The organism is Anaerostipes butyraticus (assembly GCF_016586355.1).
In the GTDB taxonomy this organism is placed as follows: Bacteria; Bacillota; Clostridia; order Lachnospirales; family Lachnospiraceae; genus Anaerostipes; species Anaerostipes butyraticus.
The window spans coordinates 134,300-150,032 of the sequence record NZ_BLYI01000006.1; the positions used below are offsets into that span (position 1 = coordinate 134,300).

Annotated in this window: 16 protein-coding genes; 12 read left to right on the plus strand and 4 right to left on the minus strand. The window is 44.3% G+C overall.

Features of this window, described 5'->3' with window-relative positions:
• Nucleotides 1-2 precede the first annotated feature (2 nt).
• From spoIIP to hemW, 3 genes are read left to right on the plus strand one after another with little or no spacing between them, the layout of a single operon-like run.
• On the plus strand, nt 3-1,112 hold the full coding sequence (spoIIP, locus tag JMF81_RS01600) for a stage II sporulation protein P (RefSeq protein WP_243282507.1): 1,110 nt from the start codon (nt 3-5) through the stop codon (nt 1,110-1,112).
• A 49-nt stretch (nt 1,113-1,161) separates the two neighbouring features.
• A complete protein-coding gene (gene lepA, locus JMF81_RS01605) occupies nt 1,162-2,973 on the plus strand; it encodes a translation elongation factor 4 (protein ID WP_201309717.1) in 1,812 nt (603 codons plus the stop codon).
• Entirely contained in the window at nt 2,963-4,105 is a 1,143-nt protein-coding gene (hemW, locus tag JMF81_RS01610) for a radical SAM family heme chaperone HemW (protein WP_201309718.1), read from the plus strand. Before lepA ends, hemW begins: the two co-directional genes overlap by 11 nt.
• A gap of 68 nt (nt 4,106-4,173) precedes the next feature.
• On the opposite strand, the gene JMF81_RS01615 is transcribed toward hemW, so the two are convergent.
• Entirely contained in the window at nt 4,174-5,076 is a 903-nt protein-coding gene (locus tag JMF81_RS01615; RefSeq protein ID WP_201309719.1) for a S8 family peptidase, read from the minus strand.
• 67 nt (nt 5,077-5,143) lie between these two features.
• Here JMF81_RS01615 and JMF81_RS01620 point away from each other — a divergent pair, with 67 nt between their 5' ends.
• Entirely contained in the window at nt 5,144-5,491 is a 348-nt protein-coding gene (locus JMF81_RS01620) for a CidA/LrgA family protein (protein WP_201309720.1), read from the plus strand.
• A 1-nt stretch (nt 5,492) separates the two neighbouring features.
• Nucleotides 5,493-6,185: an LrgB family protein gene (locus tag JMF81_RS01625; RefSeq protein WP_201309721.1), complete on the plus strand. Its 693-nt coding sequence runs from the start codon at nt 5,493-5,495 to the stop codon at nt 6,183-6,185.
• Between the two features lie 61 nt (nt 6,186-6,246).
• Here JMF81_RS01625 and JMF81_RS01630 read toward each other — a convergent pair whose 3' ends face one another.
• Together JMF81_RS01630 and JMF81_RS01635 are read right to left on the minus strand one after the other, a co-directional pair.
• Nucleotides 6,247-7,263 (minus strand): glycosyltransferase family 2 protein, encoded by a 1,017-nt coding sequence (locus JMF81_RS01630; protein WP_201309722.1) that lies wholly within the window; start codon nt 7,261-7,263, stop codon nt 6,247-6,249.
• Nucleotides 7,264-7,326: 63 nt separating this feature from the next.
• Complete coding sequence (locus JMF81_RS01635; RefSeq protein ID WP_201309723.1) at nt 7,327-9,222, minus strand: ABC-F family ATP-binding cassette domain-containing protein; 1,896 nt, start codon at nt 9,220-9,222, stop codon at nt 7,327-7,329.
• 194 nt (nt 9,223-9,416) lie between these two features.
• Here JMF81_RS01635 and JMF81_RS01640 point away from each other — a divergent pair, with 194 nt between their 5' ends.
• From JMF81_RS01640 to JMF81_RS01670, 7 genes are all read left to right on the plus strand, one after another.
• The gene (locus tag JMF81_RS01640) at nt 9,417-10,067 is read left to right on the plus strand and encodes a redox-sensing transcriptional repressor Rex (protein ID WP_201309724.1); all 651 of its coding nucleotides are present in this window, start codon (nt 9,417-9,419) and stop codon (nt 10,065-10,067) included.
• A 5-nt stretch (nt 10,068-10,072) separates the two neighbouring features.
• The gene (gene acpS / locus JMF81_RS01645; protein WP_201309725.1) at nt 10,073-10,435 is read left to right on the plus strand and encodes a holo-ACP synthase; all 363 of its coding nucleotides are present in this window, start codon (nt 10,073-10,075) and stop codon (nt 10,433-10,435) included.
• Entirely contained in the window at nt 10,432-11,925 is a 1,494-nt protein-coding gene (locus tag JMF81_RS01650; protein ID WP_201309726.1) for an NAD(P)H-hydrate dehydratase, read from the plus strand. Before acpS ends, JMF81_RS01650 begins: the two co-directional genes overlap by 4 nt.
• Complete coding sequence (gene alr, locus JMF81_RS01655) at nt 11,891-13,057, plus strand: alanine racemase (RefSeq protein WP_201309727.1); 1,167 nt, start codon at nt 11,891-11,893, stop codon at nt 13,055-13,057. The genes JMF81_RS01650 and alr overlap by 35 nt, the downstream gene beginning before the upstream one ends.
• Nucleotides 13,058-13,141: 84 nt before the next feature.
• The gene (locus tag JMF81_RS01660; protein ID WP_201309728.1) at nt 13,142-13,489 is read left to right on the plus strand and encodes a type II toxin-antitoxin system PemK/MazF family toxin; all 348 of its coding nucleotides are present in this window, start codon (nt 13,142-13,144) and stop codon (nt 13,487-13,489) included.
• A gap of 103 nt (nt 13,490-13,592) precedes the next feature.
• On the plus strand, nt 13,593-14,321 hold the full coding sequence (locus JMF81_RS01665) for a YebC/PmpR family DNA-binding transcriptional regulator (protein WP_201309729.1): 729 nt from the start codon (nt 13,593-13,595) through the stop codon (nt 14,319-14,321).
• 50 nt (nt 14,322-14,371) lie between these two features.
• Nucleotides 14,372-14,929, plus strand: a complete 558-nt coding sequence (locus JMF81_RS01670; RefSeq protein ID WP_201309730.1) for a hypothetical protein — start codon at nt 14,372-14,374, stop codon at nt 14,927-14,929.
• A gap of 159 nt (nt 14,930-15,088) precedes the next feature.
• Here JMF81_RS01670 and JMF81_RS01675 read toward each other — a convergent pair whose 3' ends face one another.
• Entirely contained in the window at nt 15,089-15,703 is a 615-nt protein-coding gene (locus JMF81_RS01675) for a hypothetical protein (RefSeq protein ID WP_201309731.1), read from the minus strand.
• Between the last annotated feature and the right edge of the window lie 30 nt (nt 15,704-15,733).

The window sequence follows — 15,733 nt, forward strand, 5'->3', positions numbered from 1 at the left end:
ACATGGGGAAAAAAAAGAGATGGACCATGCTCCTTTGTTTCTGCTTGTTTGTGATTTTCACGGCAGCCGGGACGGTAAGAAACCAGGAATTTGCAGTAGAGGCAGTGACTGGGTATTATGACGGCCTGATGGAAAGTTTTTTTCCGTCCTATCGAAATAAAAGTCAGCCTGTTTATGGGACAGTCCTGTCCAGAATGATCGGAATTTACCGGGAAGAAGTAAACCCGCTGCTTCAGTACAGCAGTGATTACCGAAAGACTACAGGGGAAGATCTGGTATCAGGAGAATACTATTATTTTGAAGATGATGAAGACAGAGACAACAGTGTAGAGGAAGTGGCAGAAGGAACAAAGAAATTTAATCTGAAAAACTGGGAAAAACCGGCATACCTGAGAAAATATATTTACCAGATTGACAGTACGACCATGGTAACCAACAGTGAGATCAATGGAAAAGAACTGCTGGGAATGGATTTAAGTCTTTCAAAATCAGATTCTCCCCAGGTACTGATCTATCATACACATGGAAGCGAGCAGTATAAAGACAGCCGTCCGGGCAGTAAGAGTGATACAGTGATCGGTGTCGGAGATGAACTGACCAGAGAGCTGAAGGAAAGAGGAGTTTCTGTAATCCATGACCGAAAGGTTTACGATATGAGAAATGGAAAAGAAGAGCGTTCCAAAGCCTATGATTATGCGGCAAATGCCATAGAAAAGTATTTAAAAAAATATCCGGGGATTCAGGTGATCATTGATCTTCACCGGGATGGTGTCAATGAAAACACTCATCTTGTGACAACGCAGAATGGGAAGAAAATGGCGCAGATCATGTTTTTTAACGGGGTCAGCCGAACAGCCAGCAATGGAAATCTTTCCTATCTGAAAAACCCAAACAAAAAAACGAATCTTGCTTTCAGCCTTCAGCTTCAGGCAGAGGCTATGAAAAAATATCCGGGATTTACCAGAAAGATTTATATCAAGGGATACCGGTATAATCTTCATTACCGGGGCAGAAGTCTCCTGGTAGAGGTAGGAGCCCAGAATAATACGGTAAAACAGGCAAAAGCATCCATGAGTTTACTTGCTGAATTATTGAATAATGTGTTATACTGAACCGTAAGTTCTATGGAAAGAACGAGTAGATGTGTTTAGGAGGAAACTTATGGCTGCTGATCAGAGCAAAATTCGTAATTTTTGTATCATTGCCCATATTGATCATGGAAAATCAACGCTGGCAGACCGGATCATCCAGATGACAGGAACGCTGACTGACCGGGAGATGCAGGAGCAGGTCCTTGATAATATGGATCTGGAGAGAGAGCGTGGAATCACTATCAAATCTCAGGCAGTGAGGATCATATATAAGGCAAAAGACGGAGAAGAATATATTTTTAATCTGATAGACACGCCGGGACATGTGGACTTTAACTATGAAGTGTCAAGAAGCCTGGCGGCTTGTGAGGGCGCAATTCTTGTAGTGGATGCGGCCCAGGGGATTGAGGCTCAGACCCTTGCTAATGTTTATCTGGCATTGGACCATGATCTGGAAATCATGCCGGTAATCAACAAGATCGATCTTCCAAGCGCTGAGCCGGAAAGGGTAAAAGCGGAAATTGAAGATGTGATCGGGATTGACGCAGAAGATGCGCCGCTGATTTCCGCAAAGAGCGGTCTTAATGTAGATCAGGTGCTGGAACAGATCGTAGAAAAGATACCGGCTCCCCAGGGAGATCCGGATGGACCGCTGCAGGGCCTGATCTTTGACAGCATATATGATGCTTATAAAGGGGTCATCATTTTTACCAGGATCAAGGAAGGCACCATTAAGGCCGGCACCCGCATGAAGATGATGGCAACCGGAGAATCTGCGGAAGTCGTGGAGGTAGGAACCTTTGGAGCCGGGCAGTTCCTGCCGTGTGATGAACTGACGGCAGGAATGGTAGGCTATGTAACCGCAAGCCTTAAGAATGTTCATGGAACCAGAGTTGGTGACACCATCACAGATGTGGATCGTCCGTGTTCCGAGCCTCTGCCGGGATATAAAAAAGTCAATCCGATGGTTTACTGCGGATTATATCCGACAGATGGAGCAAAATATCCGGATCTGAGGGATGCGCTGGAAAAACTGCAGCTCAATGACGCAGCGCTTCAGTTTGAGCCGGAGACGTCTGTGGCGCTGGGATTCGGATTCCGCTGTGGTTTTCTGGGGCTTCTTCATTTGGAGATTGTTCAGGAACGTCTGGAGCGAGAATATAATCTGGATCTCGTAACGACAGCTCCGGGAGTTATTTACCGGGTATACAAAACAGACGGAACGATGGTGGAACTGACGAATCCGTCCAATCTGCCGGATCCGTCTGAGATTGACCATATGGAAGAACCAATCGTGACAGCGGAGATCATGGTGACATCAGAATATGTAGGAGCCATCATGGGATTATGCCAGGAACGCCGGGGCGTGTATCTTGGAATGGAGTATATTGAGGAGACCCGGGCGGTGCTTCGCTATGAACTTCCGTTAAATGAGATCATATATGATTTCTTCGACGCACTGAAATCCAGATCCAGAGGATATGCCTCTCTGGATTATGAAATGAAGGGTTATGAAGAAGCGCGTCTTGTGAAACTGGACATCCTGATCAACAAAGAAGAAGTGGATGCCCTTTCCTTCATTGTCCATGAAGATACCGCATATGAAAGAGGCAGAAAGATGTGCGCCAAGCTGAAGCAGGAGATCCCGAGACACCTGTTTGAAATTCCGATTCAGGCGGCAATTGGAAGCAAGATTATCGCCAGGGAGACAGTCAAGGCTATGCGCAAGGATGTCCTGGCCAAATGTTACGGCGGAGATATTTCAAGGAAGAGAAAACTTCTGGAAAAACAGAAAAAAGGAAAGAAGAGGATGCGTCAGGTGGGCAGCGTAGAGATCCCGCAGGAAGCGTTCATGAGTGTGCTGAAGCTGGATGAAGATTAAAGACATGGAATTATATATTCATATTCCTTTTTGCAGGAAAAAATGCAATTACTGTGATTTCTGCTCATTTTCATCATCCAAAGGACAGGTGGAAGCTTATATGGCACAGCTGGAGTCAGAAATCAGAGCCTGGGGAGAGTCCCTGCCGGGCCGGAAAATTTCCACGGTTTTCATTGGAGGAGGCACGCCGTCTCTTTTAAATGCCGGACAGATCAGACATTTGATGCAGACAGTGAGGGACAGCTTTCAGGTAGAGAAAAAAGCGGAAATCACAATGGAGGCAAACCCGGGGACGGTCTCTTTCGACCGGCTGAAAGGATATCTGGAAGCCGGAGTCAGCCGGCTCAGTTTTGGCCTTCAAAGTATGCAGGAAGAGGAACTCCAGTATCTGGGCAGGATTCACAGCCGGGAGGATTTCCTTTCTGGATTTGAGGCTGCCAGGGCTGCCGGATTTCAGAATATCAGTGTAGATCTGATGAGCGGGATTCCAAAGCAGACAATGGAATCATTTGAAGATACCTTAAGAAAAACGGCAAAGCTTGGACCAGAACATATTTCTGCCTATAGTCTGATCATTGAGGACGGCACGCCTTTTGCGGAGGATGAGAATCTGGAAGAACTGCTGCCTTCGGAAGAAGATGACGTCAGAATGTATGAGATGACGGAAAAAATCCTTGAAGAATATGGATATCATAAATATGAAATTTCTAATTATTCCAAACCGGGATATGAATGTCGGCATAATCTTGGCTACTGGTCCCGGATTCCGTATCTGGGAGTTGGACTGAATGCCGCTTCCTATTTGGAAGAGAAACGGTTTCAGCAGACGGAATCCATGAAGGAATATCTGGATCAAAAAAATTTCCTCAGATATTTTGAGGAAGCGCGGCCATTATCCTGGGAAGAACAGGTGGAAGAATTTATGTTTCTGGGACTTCGCAGAACAGCGGGTGTAAAGGAAACAGAATTTGAAGAGTGTTTTGGACGTTCTATGGAGTCAGTTTACGGACCAGTGATTGAGAAGGCGGAAAAAGGCGGATGGATAAAAAGAAATCCGGACCAGATCGCTTTAACACAGCAGGGAATTCTGTTTAGCAATCAGGTATTAAGTGAATTTCTTTTATCGGAATAAAAAGGAATGTGAGGAACCGATTTTTGAATCGGTTCCTCTTTTTTGGTTATACTTTTAGAAAGGCCGCATTATGGAAGTTCCAGAAGTTTTTGCACATTGATCCGTCCCCAGCCCTGGTGGGATTTTGGTGTGTTAAGCTGATCACAGTTGAATTTCAGCTTCTTTTTTGCGTCCTTATTTGTATAATACGGGTATTTTTCCAGAAGCAGAGCCATGGCTCCGGAAACGACCGGGGTTGCCATGGAAGTGCCGCTTTTCACAGCGTAGCGGTTATGGAGACTGCAGGAATAGATATTGGTTCCCGGAGCGACGACATCCGGCTTCATAACACAGGAACGGGTCGGTCCTCGTCCGGAATAATGACTTGGAAGTCTGCGGTTTCCCCAGATTTTCAGGGAGTCATCGCTGGAGCCCACGGTAATGATCTTATGACTGTTGCCTGGGATTGAGATACTCTGCGGCCGGGGTCCATGGTTGCCTCCTGCGATACAGACGATCAGTCCGTCATCCCACAGCTGGTTTACCTGACGAAGGATTTCGCGGCTGGTCTGGTCTTCGTCAGTTCCCGGACTTCCGATGGAAATATTTACAATACGGATTTGATAGATCCTGTAATTTTCGTGGATCCATTGAAGACCATGGATGAATGCTGAGGGCACGCCGTTTCCAAGAGAATTTAAAACTTTCAGGGATATGATATGAGCTTTTGGAGCGATGCCGATATAATCTTTGCCGGTTCTGCCTGCGGAACAGGCAATTCCTGTGATATGAGTGCCGTGGCTGTTATCATCGTAGCATTCATATTTATGATGAACGAAGTCAACAAAGGCTTCGATACGCTGACTGACAGGGGAAAAATCCCGATGGGGAGACAGTCCGGTATCCAGAAAAGCGATGCCGATGCCGTCTCCCAGAAAGCCGTTTTTATGGGCCAGATCCGCATGGATCTGAGCGGAAACAGGTTGTATCATTTCTTTTCTCCTTTTTGTTCTATTATAGAATACGTAAAAAGGCAGAAAAGGGTTTGTGGGAGAAGTTATGAAATATTTAAAACAATGGATGCTGATACTGATCTTTACTCTGCTGGGAGAGCTTCTGAAGGCGATTCTGCCGTTTCAGATTCCGGCAGGAATATACGGACTGATTCTGATGTTTTTTTGTCTCTGGTCAGGGATTCTGCGAAAAGATCAGATTCAGGAAACCGCAGGGTTCCTGCTTCATATTATGCCGGTCATGTTTATACCAGCGGCAGCAGGAATCCTGCAGGCGGGAGAAGAATTAAGAAAAATCTGGGTGCCGGCGCTTTTTGCAGCTGTGATCGTTACGGCGGCGGTTATGGCCGTGTCAGCGGCGGCAGCTCAGAAAACATCAGGAAAAGGAGAATGAGATGGGTGCGTTTTTTCGAAATTCCATATTTGCAGGCGCGGCTCTGACGCTGGCTTCTTATGAAATCGGACAGATCATCAGAAAAAAATACCGGTCGGCCCTGTTTCATCCGCTGTTCCTGGCGTCAGTGATCGTGATCCTGATTTTGAAAATATTTCAGATCGAGTATGAAGATTATTTCAGAAGTGCCAGGTATATTTCTTTTTATTTAACACCGGCGACGGTCTGTCTGGCCCTGCCGCTTTATGACCAGCTTCATCTGTTAAAACGAAATGCCCGTGCGGCGGCAGCCGGAATCATGTCAGGCACGCTGACCAGTTTTTTGTCCGTGTATCTGCTCGCCAGATGGTTTCGGCTGTCAAGGCAGGAATATGTAACGCTTCTTCCAAAATCCATTACAACCGCCATTGGGATTGAGATTTCAGAAGAACTGGGTGGAATTATTTCTGTAACAACAGCGGTGATTCTTATGAGCGGGATTTTTGGAAGTCTGATGGCAGAATTTATTTTTAAGATTTGTAAGATAGAAGATCCGATAGCAAGAGGAATTGCCCTTGGAACGGCCTCTCATGCGGTAGGGACAGCAAAAGCCATGGAGTCAGGAGGCGAAGAAGGGGCGATGGGAAGTTTTGCCATTGTCGCTTCCGGGCTGGTTTCGGTTCTTCTTGCGCCAGTTTTTGTAAAGTTGTTTTAAGTGAAAATTTTCGACATGCAAAAAGCTGCCGGTTTTAAAAGGCAGCTTTTGTTATGGTTATTTAATTGAACCCGATAAATTTACGGGCAGCTTTGTAGATACCGATCGTTGTTTTCCTTCCGCCGTATCCAGGAAGGTTAACGGCAAATCCGACAATGCTGTGGCGGATTTTGCGGTAAAGCTGTTTGTCCTGATCGTACAGGTAGCGCCATAGTTCTTTCTTCATCTTAAGATGTTCTTTCTTTCCGGATTTCAGTGCAATAATGGAAGAAATGCACATGATGATAGAAAGATAATGACGCATATATCTGGCCAGAGGCTTGCTGTCCAGCTGGAATCCGGCAAGATAATCGATCATGACTTTTGTGACATAAAACTGCTGATCGATTCTCTTGATCATGTTGGCTTCGTTAACAGACTGATCGTCTCTTCCAATAAAATAGCGATAGAAATTTACGTCCAGATAGTACATGGTCTTCACATAAGGAAGAGGTTTGAAGACGTAAATATTGTCAACATAAAAAGTATGTTCCGGAAGCTTTAAGCCGCATTCCCGCAGAAGAGCGGTCCGGTAAATAACGGAATGCATCAGAATATACTGTCCAATCGGAAAACGTTTTACATCGCTCCATCGGAAAATCTTTTCTTTTGGAATAGCGTGACGGTAGTGGATGACTGTCTTGTGTTTTGCGCCCTGTTTCTCATATACATAGTTGGCAAGCAGCATGTCAAGGACAGTACCCTTGTCGTAGAAATCTGAGAGCGTCTCCATGATCTTATCGTATGCGGCACGGTTTACCCAGTCATCACTGTCGACAACTTTCAGGTAGATGCCGGACGCATTGGCGATTCCGGTGTTGACAGCACCGCCGTGGCCTTTGTTTTCCTGGTGGATGGCACGGCAGATGGAAGGGTATTTTTTTTCATATTCATTAGCAATATCGGCCGTATGGTCGGAAGAACCGTCATTGACGATCAGGATTTCCACTTTTTCACCGCCTGCAAGAAGCGTATCAATGCAGTGGCGCATATATTCCTGGGAGTTGTAACATGGTACAACAAAGGATAATAATTTCATAGTTACCTCCAAATTCTGTTAATGATTTTGGTCATTTTCCTATTATAAACTCTTTTTGGGAAATTAGCAAAGAGTTTCCCACTCTTCATATAATTGTTCCAGAGATTCTGTGATGGAAGCCTGTTCTTTTCCGAGTTCCATCAGACGGGAGACGTCTGTAGCAACTTCAGGGGCGGACATTTCTTCTTCCAGTTCTGTCTGGCGTTCTTCCAGCCGGGTGATTTCATCTTCTACTTTTTTCAGCCGGTTTTCTTTTTTTCGCTGCTTTGCCTGAAGTTCTTTCTGCTGCTGCCAGTCCAGCTTTGATTCAGTGGTCTTGGTTTCCTTGACTGCAGTTTCAGAAGAAGCGGCCTCTTTTTCCTTTTGATGAAGGTAATCCTGATAGTTTCCGGGATAGGAAGTCAGTCCGTCTTTGGAAATCTCCAGAATTCTTGTGGCTGTTTTGTTGATAAAATAGCGGTCATGGGAAACATATAAAATAGTTCCCGTATAGGAATTCATGGCGGATTCCAGAATCTCCTTGGACTGGATGTCCAGATGGTTGGTCGGCTCATCCAGGATCAGGAAATTTGCGTGAGAGAGCATGAGCTTAGCTAAAGAGACCCTTCCTTTTTCTCCTCCGCTTAATGAAGAAATCGGGCGAAAGACATCCTCGCCGTAAAAGAGAAAGGCCGCTAACGTATTCCGGATCTTGGTATTGTTTAGATCCGGATGAGCATCGGAAATTTCATCAAAAATCGTCTTTTCATTATCCAGATTGTCCTGTGCCTGATCATAATATCCAATGGATACTCCGGCACCCAGCTGGATGGTGCCGCTGTTTTTGCTGATTTTCCTGCAGATGATCTTTAAGAGAGTCGTTTTTCCGGTTCCGTTTGGTCCGATCAAAGCAACTCTTTCCCCGCGGAACAAATGGCAGGATAATCCGGAAAATAATGGCCTGGATCCGAAGGATTTAGATACATCTGTTAACGTCAGGACATCATTGCCGCTGACAACTTCCGGTTCAATGGAAAGGCGCATATCGCCATGGTATTCCTGAGGTTTTTCAAGAAGTTCCATTTTATTCAGCGCCTTTTCCCTGCTTTCTGCCCGCCGGATGGACTTTTCCCGGTTAAACTGGCGGAGTTTGCGGATTACTTCCTGCTGATGCTTGATTTCCTGCTGCTGATTTTCATATTCTTTTTGACGAATGGCTTTGACCTGATCTCTCTTTTGGATAAACTGTGTATAATTTCCATTAAACAGCATGGAACGGCCAAATTCGATTTCCATGACTTTGTTGACAATCTTATCAAGAAAATACCGGTCATGGGATACAATGATAACAGCGCCTTTATATCTGGAAAGATAGGTTTCGAGCCACTGGATGGAAGCCACGTCCAGGTGGTTGGTCGGCTCGTCCAGAAGAAGAATATCCGGATTCTTCAGCAGAAGCTTTCCAAGAGCGACACGGGTCATCTGTCCGCCGGACAGAGTATGGACTTGTTTTTGAAAATCTTCCTCAGAAAATCCAAGTCCCTTTAGAATCCCCGTTATCTCACTTTTATATGCAAAGCCGTTCATCTGTTCAAATTTATGAGTGGCATTGGTGTACTGGTCCATTTTCTGCTGGAGAGCTTCTCCCTCCAGATGTTCCATCTCTTTTTCGTAGGTGCGCATCTGCTGATCCAGTTCGATGATCTCTTTTTTTACGGATAAAAGCTCATCAAAGATTGTTCGCTGGAAATCATGTTTCTGATGCTGAGCCAGATAGCCGATGGAAGCATCTTTCTTTGTGGAAATTTCCCCTTCATCCGGGCTCAGTTCCCCTACAATGATCTTAAGCAAAGTTGATTTTCCTGCCCCGTTATATCCAATAATCGCCAGGCGGTCATTTTCATTTAAATGAAACGAAATATTTTGTAAAACAGGTTTGTCTACAAATGTTTTGCAAATGTTCTGGCATGATAAAATCATAATTGACTCCTTCTTTTTGGATTGAGCCATCGATAAGATGGCATTATGAATCAGAATATCATATTTTCAGTTAAAATGGAATATTTTATGAAAAAATGTACAGAACCAATTGTGGAATGTTGCCGGGAATGAGATTGACAGATATTAGACAATCTTATATAATAAAAGAAGAAAATTTGTTTGGAGGAAATAAAATGGGGAACTCAGAAAAGAGTATTTCATCGGCGGTCATTAAGAGGCTTCCAAGATATTTCCGGTACCTTGGCGTTTTGAAAGCCAACAATATTACAAGGATTTCTTCAAAAGAACTGAGCGAGCAGATGATGGTGACGGCGTCTCAGATCCGGCAGGATCTGAATAACTTTGGAGGATTCGGACAGCAGGGGTATGGTTATAATGTAGATAATCTTTATACAGAGATCGGCAAGATCCTTGGACTGGATAAGCGCAATGATATGATCATTGTGGGAGCGGGAAATCTGGGTCAGGCTCTTGCGAATTATCAGTCATTTAATGAAGATTATGGATACAAAGTAATGGCTCTGTTTGATGTGAATCCGAAACTGATCGGGATCTCTGTGCGCGGGGTGAAAGTACTGGACATTGATGAGATGGAATCGTTTATCAAGGCCCATGACATTAAGATCGCAGCGCTGACGCTGCCGAAAGATCAGGCGCCGGAGATGGCGAAACGCCTGGTGGAATGGGGAATCAAGGGCATCTGGAATTTTGCTCCGATCGATCTCCATCTGCCGGAGGATGTCACAGTGGAGAATGTACATCTGGCTGAGAGCCTGATGACACTGACTTATAATATCCATAACCGGGAAGAAAGCGGAGATTGACCAGTATGATCGTAGGAATCGGAACAGATCTTGTGGAGATCCGGAGAATGCGGGATATGATGGACCGCCACAGAGGGTTGGAGCGAATATTTACGAAAAATGAATTAGCGCACGCAAAAGACCGGGCAGATGTTCTGGCCGGTACATTTGCGGTAAAAGAGGCCGTTTCCAAAGCGTTTGGAACCGGCTTTTTCGGTGCAGAACCTTATGAGATTGAGGTGCTTAGAAATGAAAAGGGCGCGCCTTATGTCAGGCTGACGGGAAGAGCCCTGCGTCTGGCAGAGACTCTTCATATGGACCGGATCCATGTGTCCATTACCGATACGAAGAAATACGCCCAGGCTTTTGTAATAGGAGAATGTCTATGAAATATGTATTAAAGAATCAGGAAATGCAGGATACAGACTATGAAACAATTCATCAGATTGGAATTCCCGGACTGGTTCTGATGGAAAGAGCATCAAAGGCTGTGGCAGACTGTGCCATGCGGCATGTCAGAGAGAACGGCAGGATTCTTGTGATTGCGGGAATCGGGAACAATGGGGGAGACGCGCTGGCGGCAGCCAGGATTCTCCTGGAAGAAGATAACCGGACAGATTATATGGTCGTGGGGAATCTGGAAAAAGCATCTGAAGATTTGAAACTTCAGATGCAGATCCTTCAAAATCTTGGATATGAACCGGCAGAAGATCCTGATTTTAAGAATTATGATCTTTTGGTGGAAGGAATTTTTGGAGTAGGACTTTCACGGGAAGTCGGAGGCGTTTACCGGGATGTCATCGAAAGGATCAACCAATCAGAAAGACCGGTCATCGCTGTTGATATTCCTTCCGGTATCAGCGGAAATACAGGAAAGGTGATGGGATGTGCTGTAAAGGCCGTGGAAACTGTAACGTTTGGAGGCTATAAGAGAGGGCATCTTTTGTATCCGGGAAGAGAGTACTGCGGAAAGGTTACTTTGGAGAAGATAGGATTCCATGATCAGACCATAGAAAAATATGCGTCAGGGTTTACGCTGGAAGAACCGGAGGGCCTGATGCCGCCAAGGCTTTCTTATTCTAACAAGGGCACTTACGGAAAGATTCTGATGATCACAGGAAATGAAACCATGTCCGGCGCGGCGGCATTTGCCGGCGAGGCGGCGCTGCGTATGGGCGCGGGACTTGTAAAGATTTTGTCAGATGCGTCAAACCGGCCGATTCTTCAGAGCCGTCTTCCGGAAATCTTGTTTGGAGAACGCGGGGACCTGGAAAAATCTCTGGACTGGTGTGACTGTATTTTGTTTGGTCCTGGCCTTGGAGCAGGGGATGAGACAAAAGAAATGCTGGAATATGTCTTAAAACATGGAACCAAACCTCTGATCCTGGATGCAGATGGATTGAACACGATCAGCAGATACCAGATGGAAATCGATTATCCATATGGCGTTATCATGACGCCGCATCTTATGGAAGGGGCGAGACTTCTTTCCAAAGAAATAGATGAGGTAAAAGCGGATATCTGCCAGGCGGCAGAAGAAATTGCCAGCCGCTATCATGCCATTGCTGTTTTGAAAGATGCGGCAACGATAGTTGCGAAGAATCGGGATAAGTTGTATATTAATCAGAGTGGCAATCATGGTATGGCATCTGGCGGAAGCGGAGATGTTCTGGCAGGGATGATCACAGGACTGGCGGGAACCGGATGTGATCTTTATGACGCCGCAGTCCGCGGAGTATATCTTCATGGACTGGCAGGAGACGCTGCCATGAGAGAAAAAGGGCCGTACAGTATGATTGCGTCAGATATTTTACATCATATAAAAGACGTCACAGGAGGAAAAAATGAATCAATATTACCGGGTGAATGCAGTCATTGATCTGGATGCGATCTGTCATAACATAAAAGAGGTAAAGCGGGTAATCGGGCCGGGTGTGAAAGTCATGCCGGTGATCAAGGCAGATGGATACGGACATGGGGCGGTTCCCATAGCCAAGGCTTTAAATGAGATTGGCGTGGACGCGTTCGCGGTTGCAATCATTGAGGAAGGAATCACTCTGAGAAATAATGGAATTACCCAGCCTATCGTAATTTTGGGGTATACTTCAGAATACCAGTACAGTTCTCTGATTCAATACGAGATTCAGCCAACAGTATTTTGTTATGAAATGGCGGAATCTTTATCAAGGATTGCGTCTGCTCTTGGAAAAGACGCAAAAATCCATATTAAGCTGGATACGGGAATGAACCGCATTGGTTTTAAGCCGACAAGGGAATCCCTTGAGATTGTAAAAAGGATTGCAGGGCTCCCTCATATTATCATCGAAGGAATTTTCACACACTTTGCCTGTGCAGATGAAGCGGACAAAACATCAGCGAAAAAGCAGAAAGAAGAATACGATAAATTTGTCGGATGGCTGGAAGAAGAAGGAATCCACATACCGGTAAAACATGTTTCCAACAGCGCGGCGATCATTGATATGGACGGCTGGAGAATGGATATGGTTCGCTCCGGCATCATTACGTATGGACTGTACCCTTCCGAGGAAGTATCAAAAGAAGTGCTGGATCTGAAGCCGGCTATGTCGTTAAAGACTCATATCGTATATATCAAAGAAGTTGGACCGGGAGAAGGAGTCAGCTACAATCATACGTTTGTAACGAAAAGAAATACCAAAATCGCAACGATACCGGTAGGATATGCAGACGGATATCCGAGGGCTCTTTCCTCTAAGGGAAAAGTTCTGATCCGCGGACAGTATGCGCCGATCATTGGAAGAATCTGTATGGATCAGTTTATGGTTGATGTGACCGATATCGACGGTGTGGAGACCATGGATGAGGTAACTCTGGTAGGACAGGATGGCGATCAGCGTATTTCCGTGGAAGAAGTCGCCAGCGAGGCAGGCTCCTTTAACTATGAATTTGTCTGCGGCATCAGCAAAAGAGTGCCAAGAGTCTATATGCAGCATGGAAAAATGAAGAAAGCAGTGGAATATCTGGAAAAATAAAAGCCTTCTTTGAATACTTTTGAAAGAATCGGAGATACTCTTCATAAAATAAATGAAAGAAAGAAATGGAGAGTGAGAAGGCTTATGGTAATTAAGCGAGGAGATATATTTTATGCGGATTTAAGGCCTGTGATCGGATCTGAACAAGGCGGAATACGCCCTGTTATCATTCTGCAGAACGATGCAGGCAACCGTTATAGTCCTACGGTAATCTGCGCGGCAATCACAAGCAAGATGAACAAAGCAAAACTGCCAACTCATGTTCCTCTGGACTGCAGAAAATGTGAGCTGGAAAAAGATTCTGTGATTTTGCTGGAACAGATACGAACCATTGATAAGAGCCGTCTTCGGGAAAAGGTATGTCATTTAAATTGTTCTTTGATTCAGAGAGTAGACCGGGCTTTACGAATCAGTTTAAGCCTTGATACATAGAAGGAAACAGGAACATTGACCTTTTGACCTGAAAATGGTATATTATTTCCAGTTTAAGACATGAAATTTAGAATGGAAAATAGAAACAGAAAGGAAGATAAAAATGTCAGGACACAGTAAATTTGCGAACATCAAACATAAAAAAGAGAAAAATGACGCAAAGAAAGGAAAGATCTTTACCGTCATCGGTCGTGAGATCGCGGTAGCGGTAAAAGAAGGAGGAGCGGATCCGGACAATAACAGCAAACTGCGAGACGTAATCGCAAAAGCGAAAGCAAACAATATGCCAAACGATACCATCGAGAGAGGAATTAAAAAGGCAGCCGGTGATGCGGATTCCGTTAATTATGAACAGATTACATATGAAGGATATGGGCCAAGCGGAGTTGCGATCATCGTAGATACTTTGACGGACAATAAAAACCGTACTGCTTCCAATGTAAGAAGCGCATTTACAAAGGGAAACGGAAATGTTGGAACGCCAGGATGTGTTTCCTACATGTTTGAGAAAAAGGGTCAGATCATCATTGATAAAGAAGAATGTGAAATGGACGCAGATGATCTGATGATGATGGCACTGGATGCCGGAGCAGAAGATTTTGTAGAAGAAGAGGACAGTTTTGAAGTTCTTACAGCTCCGGAAGATTTCAGCCAGGTGCGTGAGGCGCTGGAAAAAGAAGGAATCGCAATGGCAGATGCGAATGTGACCATGATTCCGGGAACAACGGTACAGCTTACAGATCCTGAAGATATCAAAAATCTCCAGAAAACCCTGGATCTGCTGGATGATGATGACGACGTCCAGGAAGTATATCATAACTGGGAAGAGTAATAAGATATTGATATCAGTATGAAAAAGTATGAAAAACAGGGGATACATAAGTGAAAAAGTTTTTTAAGACAAAATATCGTGCTGTCATGGCAGTGGTATTATCTTTACTGGTATTTTCTGCTTATGGAAATATAGTCCAGCTGCAGAAAGCCGGCAATCAGCAGCAGCAGGTGAAAGAGCTGAAGGCTGATTTAAAAAGTAAAGAAGAAGAATACGATAGTCTGAGAGAAGAATACAGCAGTACTTTGTCACAAAAAGCAGATTATGAATCAGATTATTATGATTTATCGGAAGAATATGACGAATTAGAAGAAAAATATAATGAGCTGAATGAGAAACAGAATCAAAAAGAGGAAAAGAAAAGCGCAGCTTCTTATGATACAGCATCATCGGAAGCGCCATCTGCGGCCGTTTCTTCTTATAGTTCTAATCATAGTGATGACTCAGACGTGACGGATTCGTCAGATTCGTATAGTGTACATATTACAAAAACGGGAGATAAGTATCATTCTGCAGGATGTCAGTACTTAAGGCAAAGTGATATTGTGATCACAAAATCAGAAGCGGTACAGCGTGGACTGGATCCGTGCAGTAAATGTAATCCATAACAAATGAGAATCTCAATCGTTTTTTGTAAAGGATAGAGATAAAAATTATTTTATGAAAAAAATCAGGTGTGTGAAAACATCTGATTTTTTTCTTTCACAGGAATTTTCCTGTGAAAGAAAATGTTCCATACGGACAGACTATGGACCGGGGGATATAGATTATTTCAGAATATAAGATCTGATAATTCCGCCGACAGGATTATAAGACAGGATCTTATCGTAAAACTGAATCAGTTCATCCAGTTTGGAAGCGGCAAATTTCTGAAGAATATCCGCAGATGTAATATGAGAGATAAAATCAATTTTGGAGAATGCCCTTTGATACAGTTCTTCTCCACCGGTATAATAGTGATCTGTATCGAGAGCCAGTCTTTGTGCATAATAATGATATCCGATCTGGTGACGTTCCAAAGTGTATTCTCCGGCACGGATTTTCCTTCCAATAATAAAATTAACCGGCTCTTGATTGGAAGCATCAGAAGACATTTTGATCAGAAGGGTTTGGAAAAAATCAGCGTCCAGTGTCTGCCGGGACCGGAGATGCTCAAAGACAAAATCTTCAATATTTACTTTTTCCGGAAAAAGACGGTTGGGATTGAGCGTTTTAATCTGATTCGCTCCGTATGTAACGGCAACGCCGTTGGGAAAAGGAAAAAGTTTTTGAGGTTTTCTCTCAGGATCTTCTACATATTTCCCGTTTTCTTCAATAGACCCTTTGGAATCGGCAATGGCGACAATTCCGTCCTTCGCTTTAAAGATACCTGTAAATGACATAGTGATTTCCTCGTTTCTAATTACTGTCTG

Excerpts from the sequence above, each read along its gene's own strand:
- spoIIP (WP_243282507.1), top strand. The coding sequence starts at position 3 with ATGGGGAAAAAAAAGAGATGGACCATGCTCCTTTGTTTCTGCTTGTTT.
- lepA (WP_201309717.1), top strand. The coding sequence starts at position 1,162 with ATGGCTGCTGATCAGAGCAAAATTCGTAATTTTTGTATCATTGCCCAT.
- hemW (WP_201309718.1), top strand. The coding sequence starts at position 2,963 with ATGAAGATTAAAGACATGGAATTATATATTCATATTCCTTTTTGCAGG.
- JMF81_RS01615 (WP_201309719.1), bottom strand. The coding sequence starts at position 5,076 with ATGATACAACCTGTTTCCGCTCAGATCCATGCGGATCTGGCCCATAAA.
- JMF81_RS01620 (WP_201309720.1), top strand. The coding sequence starts at position 5,144 with ATGAAATATTTAAAACAATGGATGCTGATACTGATCTTTACTCTGCTG.
- JMF81_RS01625 (WP_201309721.1), top strand. The coding sequence starts at position 5,493 with ATGGGTGCGTTTTTTCGAAATTCCATATTTGCAGGCGCGGCTCTGACG.
- JMF81_RS01630 (WP_201309722.1), bottom strand. The coding sequence starts at position 7,263 with ATGAAATTATTATCCTTTGTTGTACCATGTTACAACTCCCAGGAATAT.
- JMF81_RS01635 (WP_201309723.1), bottom strand. The coding sequence starts at position 9,222 with ATGATTTTATCATGCCAGAACATTTGCAAAACATTTGTAGACAAACCT.
- JMF81_RS01640 (WP_201309724.1), top strand. The coding sequence starts at position 9,417 with ATGGGGAACTCAGAAAAGAGTATTTCATCGGCGGTCATTAAGAGGCTT.
- acpS (WP_201309725.1), top strand. The coding sequence starts at position 10,073 with ATGATCGTAGGAATCGGAACAGATCTTGTGGAGATCCGGAGAATGCGG.
- JMF81_RS01650 (WP_201309726.1), top strand. The coding sequence starts at position 10,432 with ATGAAATATGTATTAAAGAATCAGGAAATGCAGGATACAGACTATGAA.
- alr (WP_201309727.1), top strand. The coding sequence starts at position 11,891 with ATGAATCAATATTACCGGGTGAATGCAGTCATTGATCTGGATGCGATC.
- JMF81_RS01660 (WP_201309728.1), top strand. The coding sequence starts at position 13,142 with ATGGTAATTAAGCGAGGAGATATATTTTATGCGGATTTAAGGCCTGTG.
- JMF81_RS01665 (WP_201309729.1), top strand. The coding sequence starts at position 13,593 with ATGTCAGGACACAGTAAATTTGCGAACATCAAACATAAAAAAGAGAAA.
- JMF81_RS01675 (WP_201309731.1), bottom strand. The coding sequence starts at position 15,703 with ATGTCATTTACAGGTATCTTTAAAGCGAAGGACGGAATTGTCGCCATT.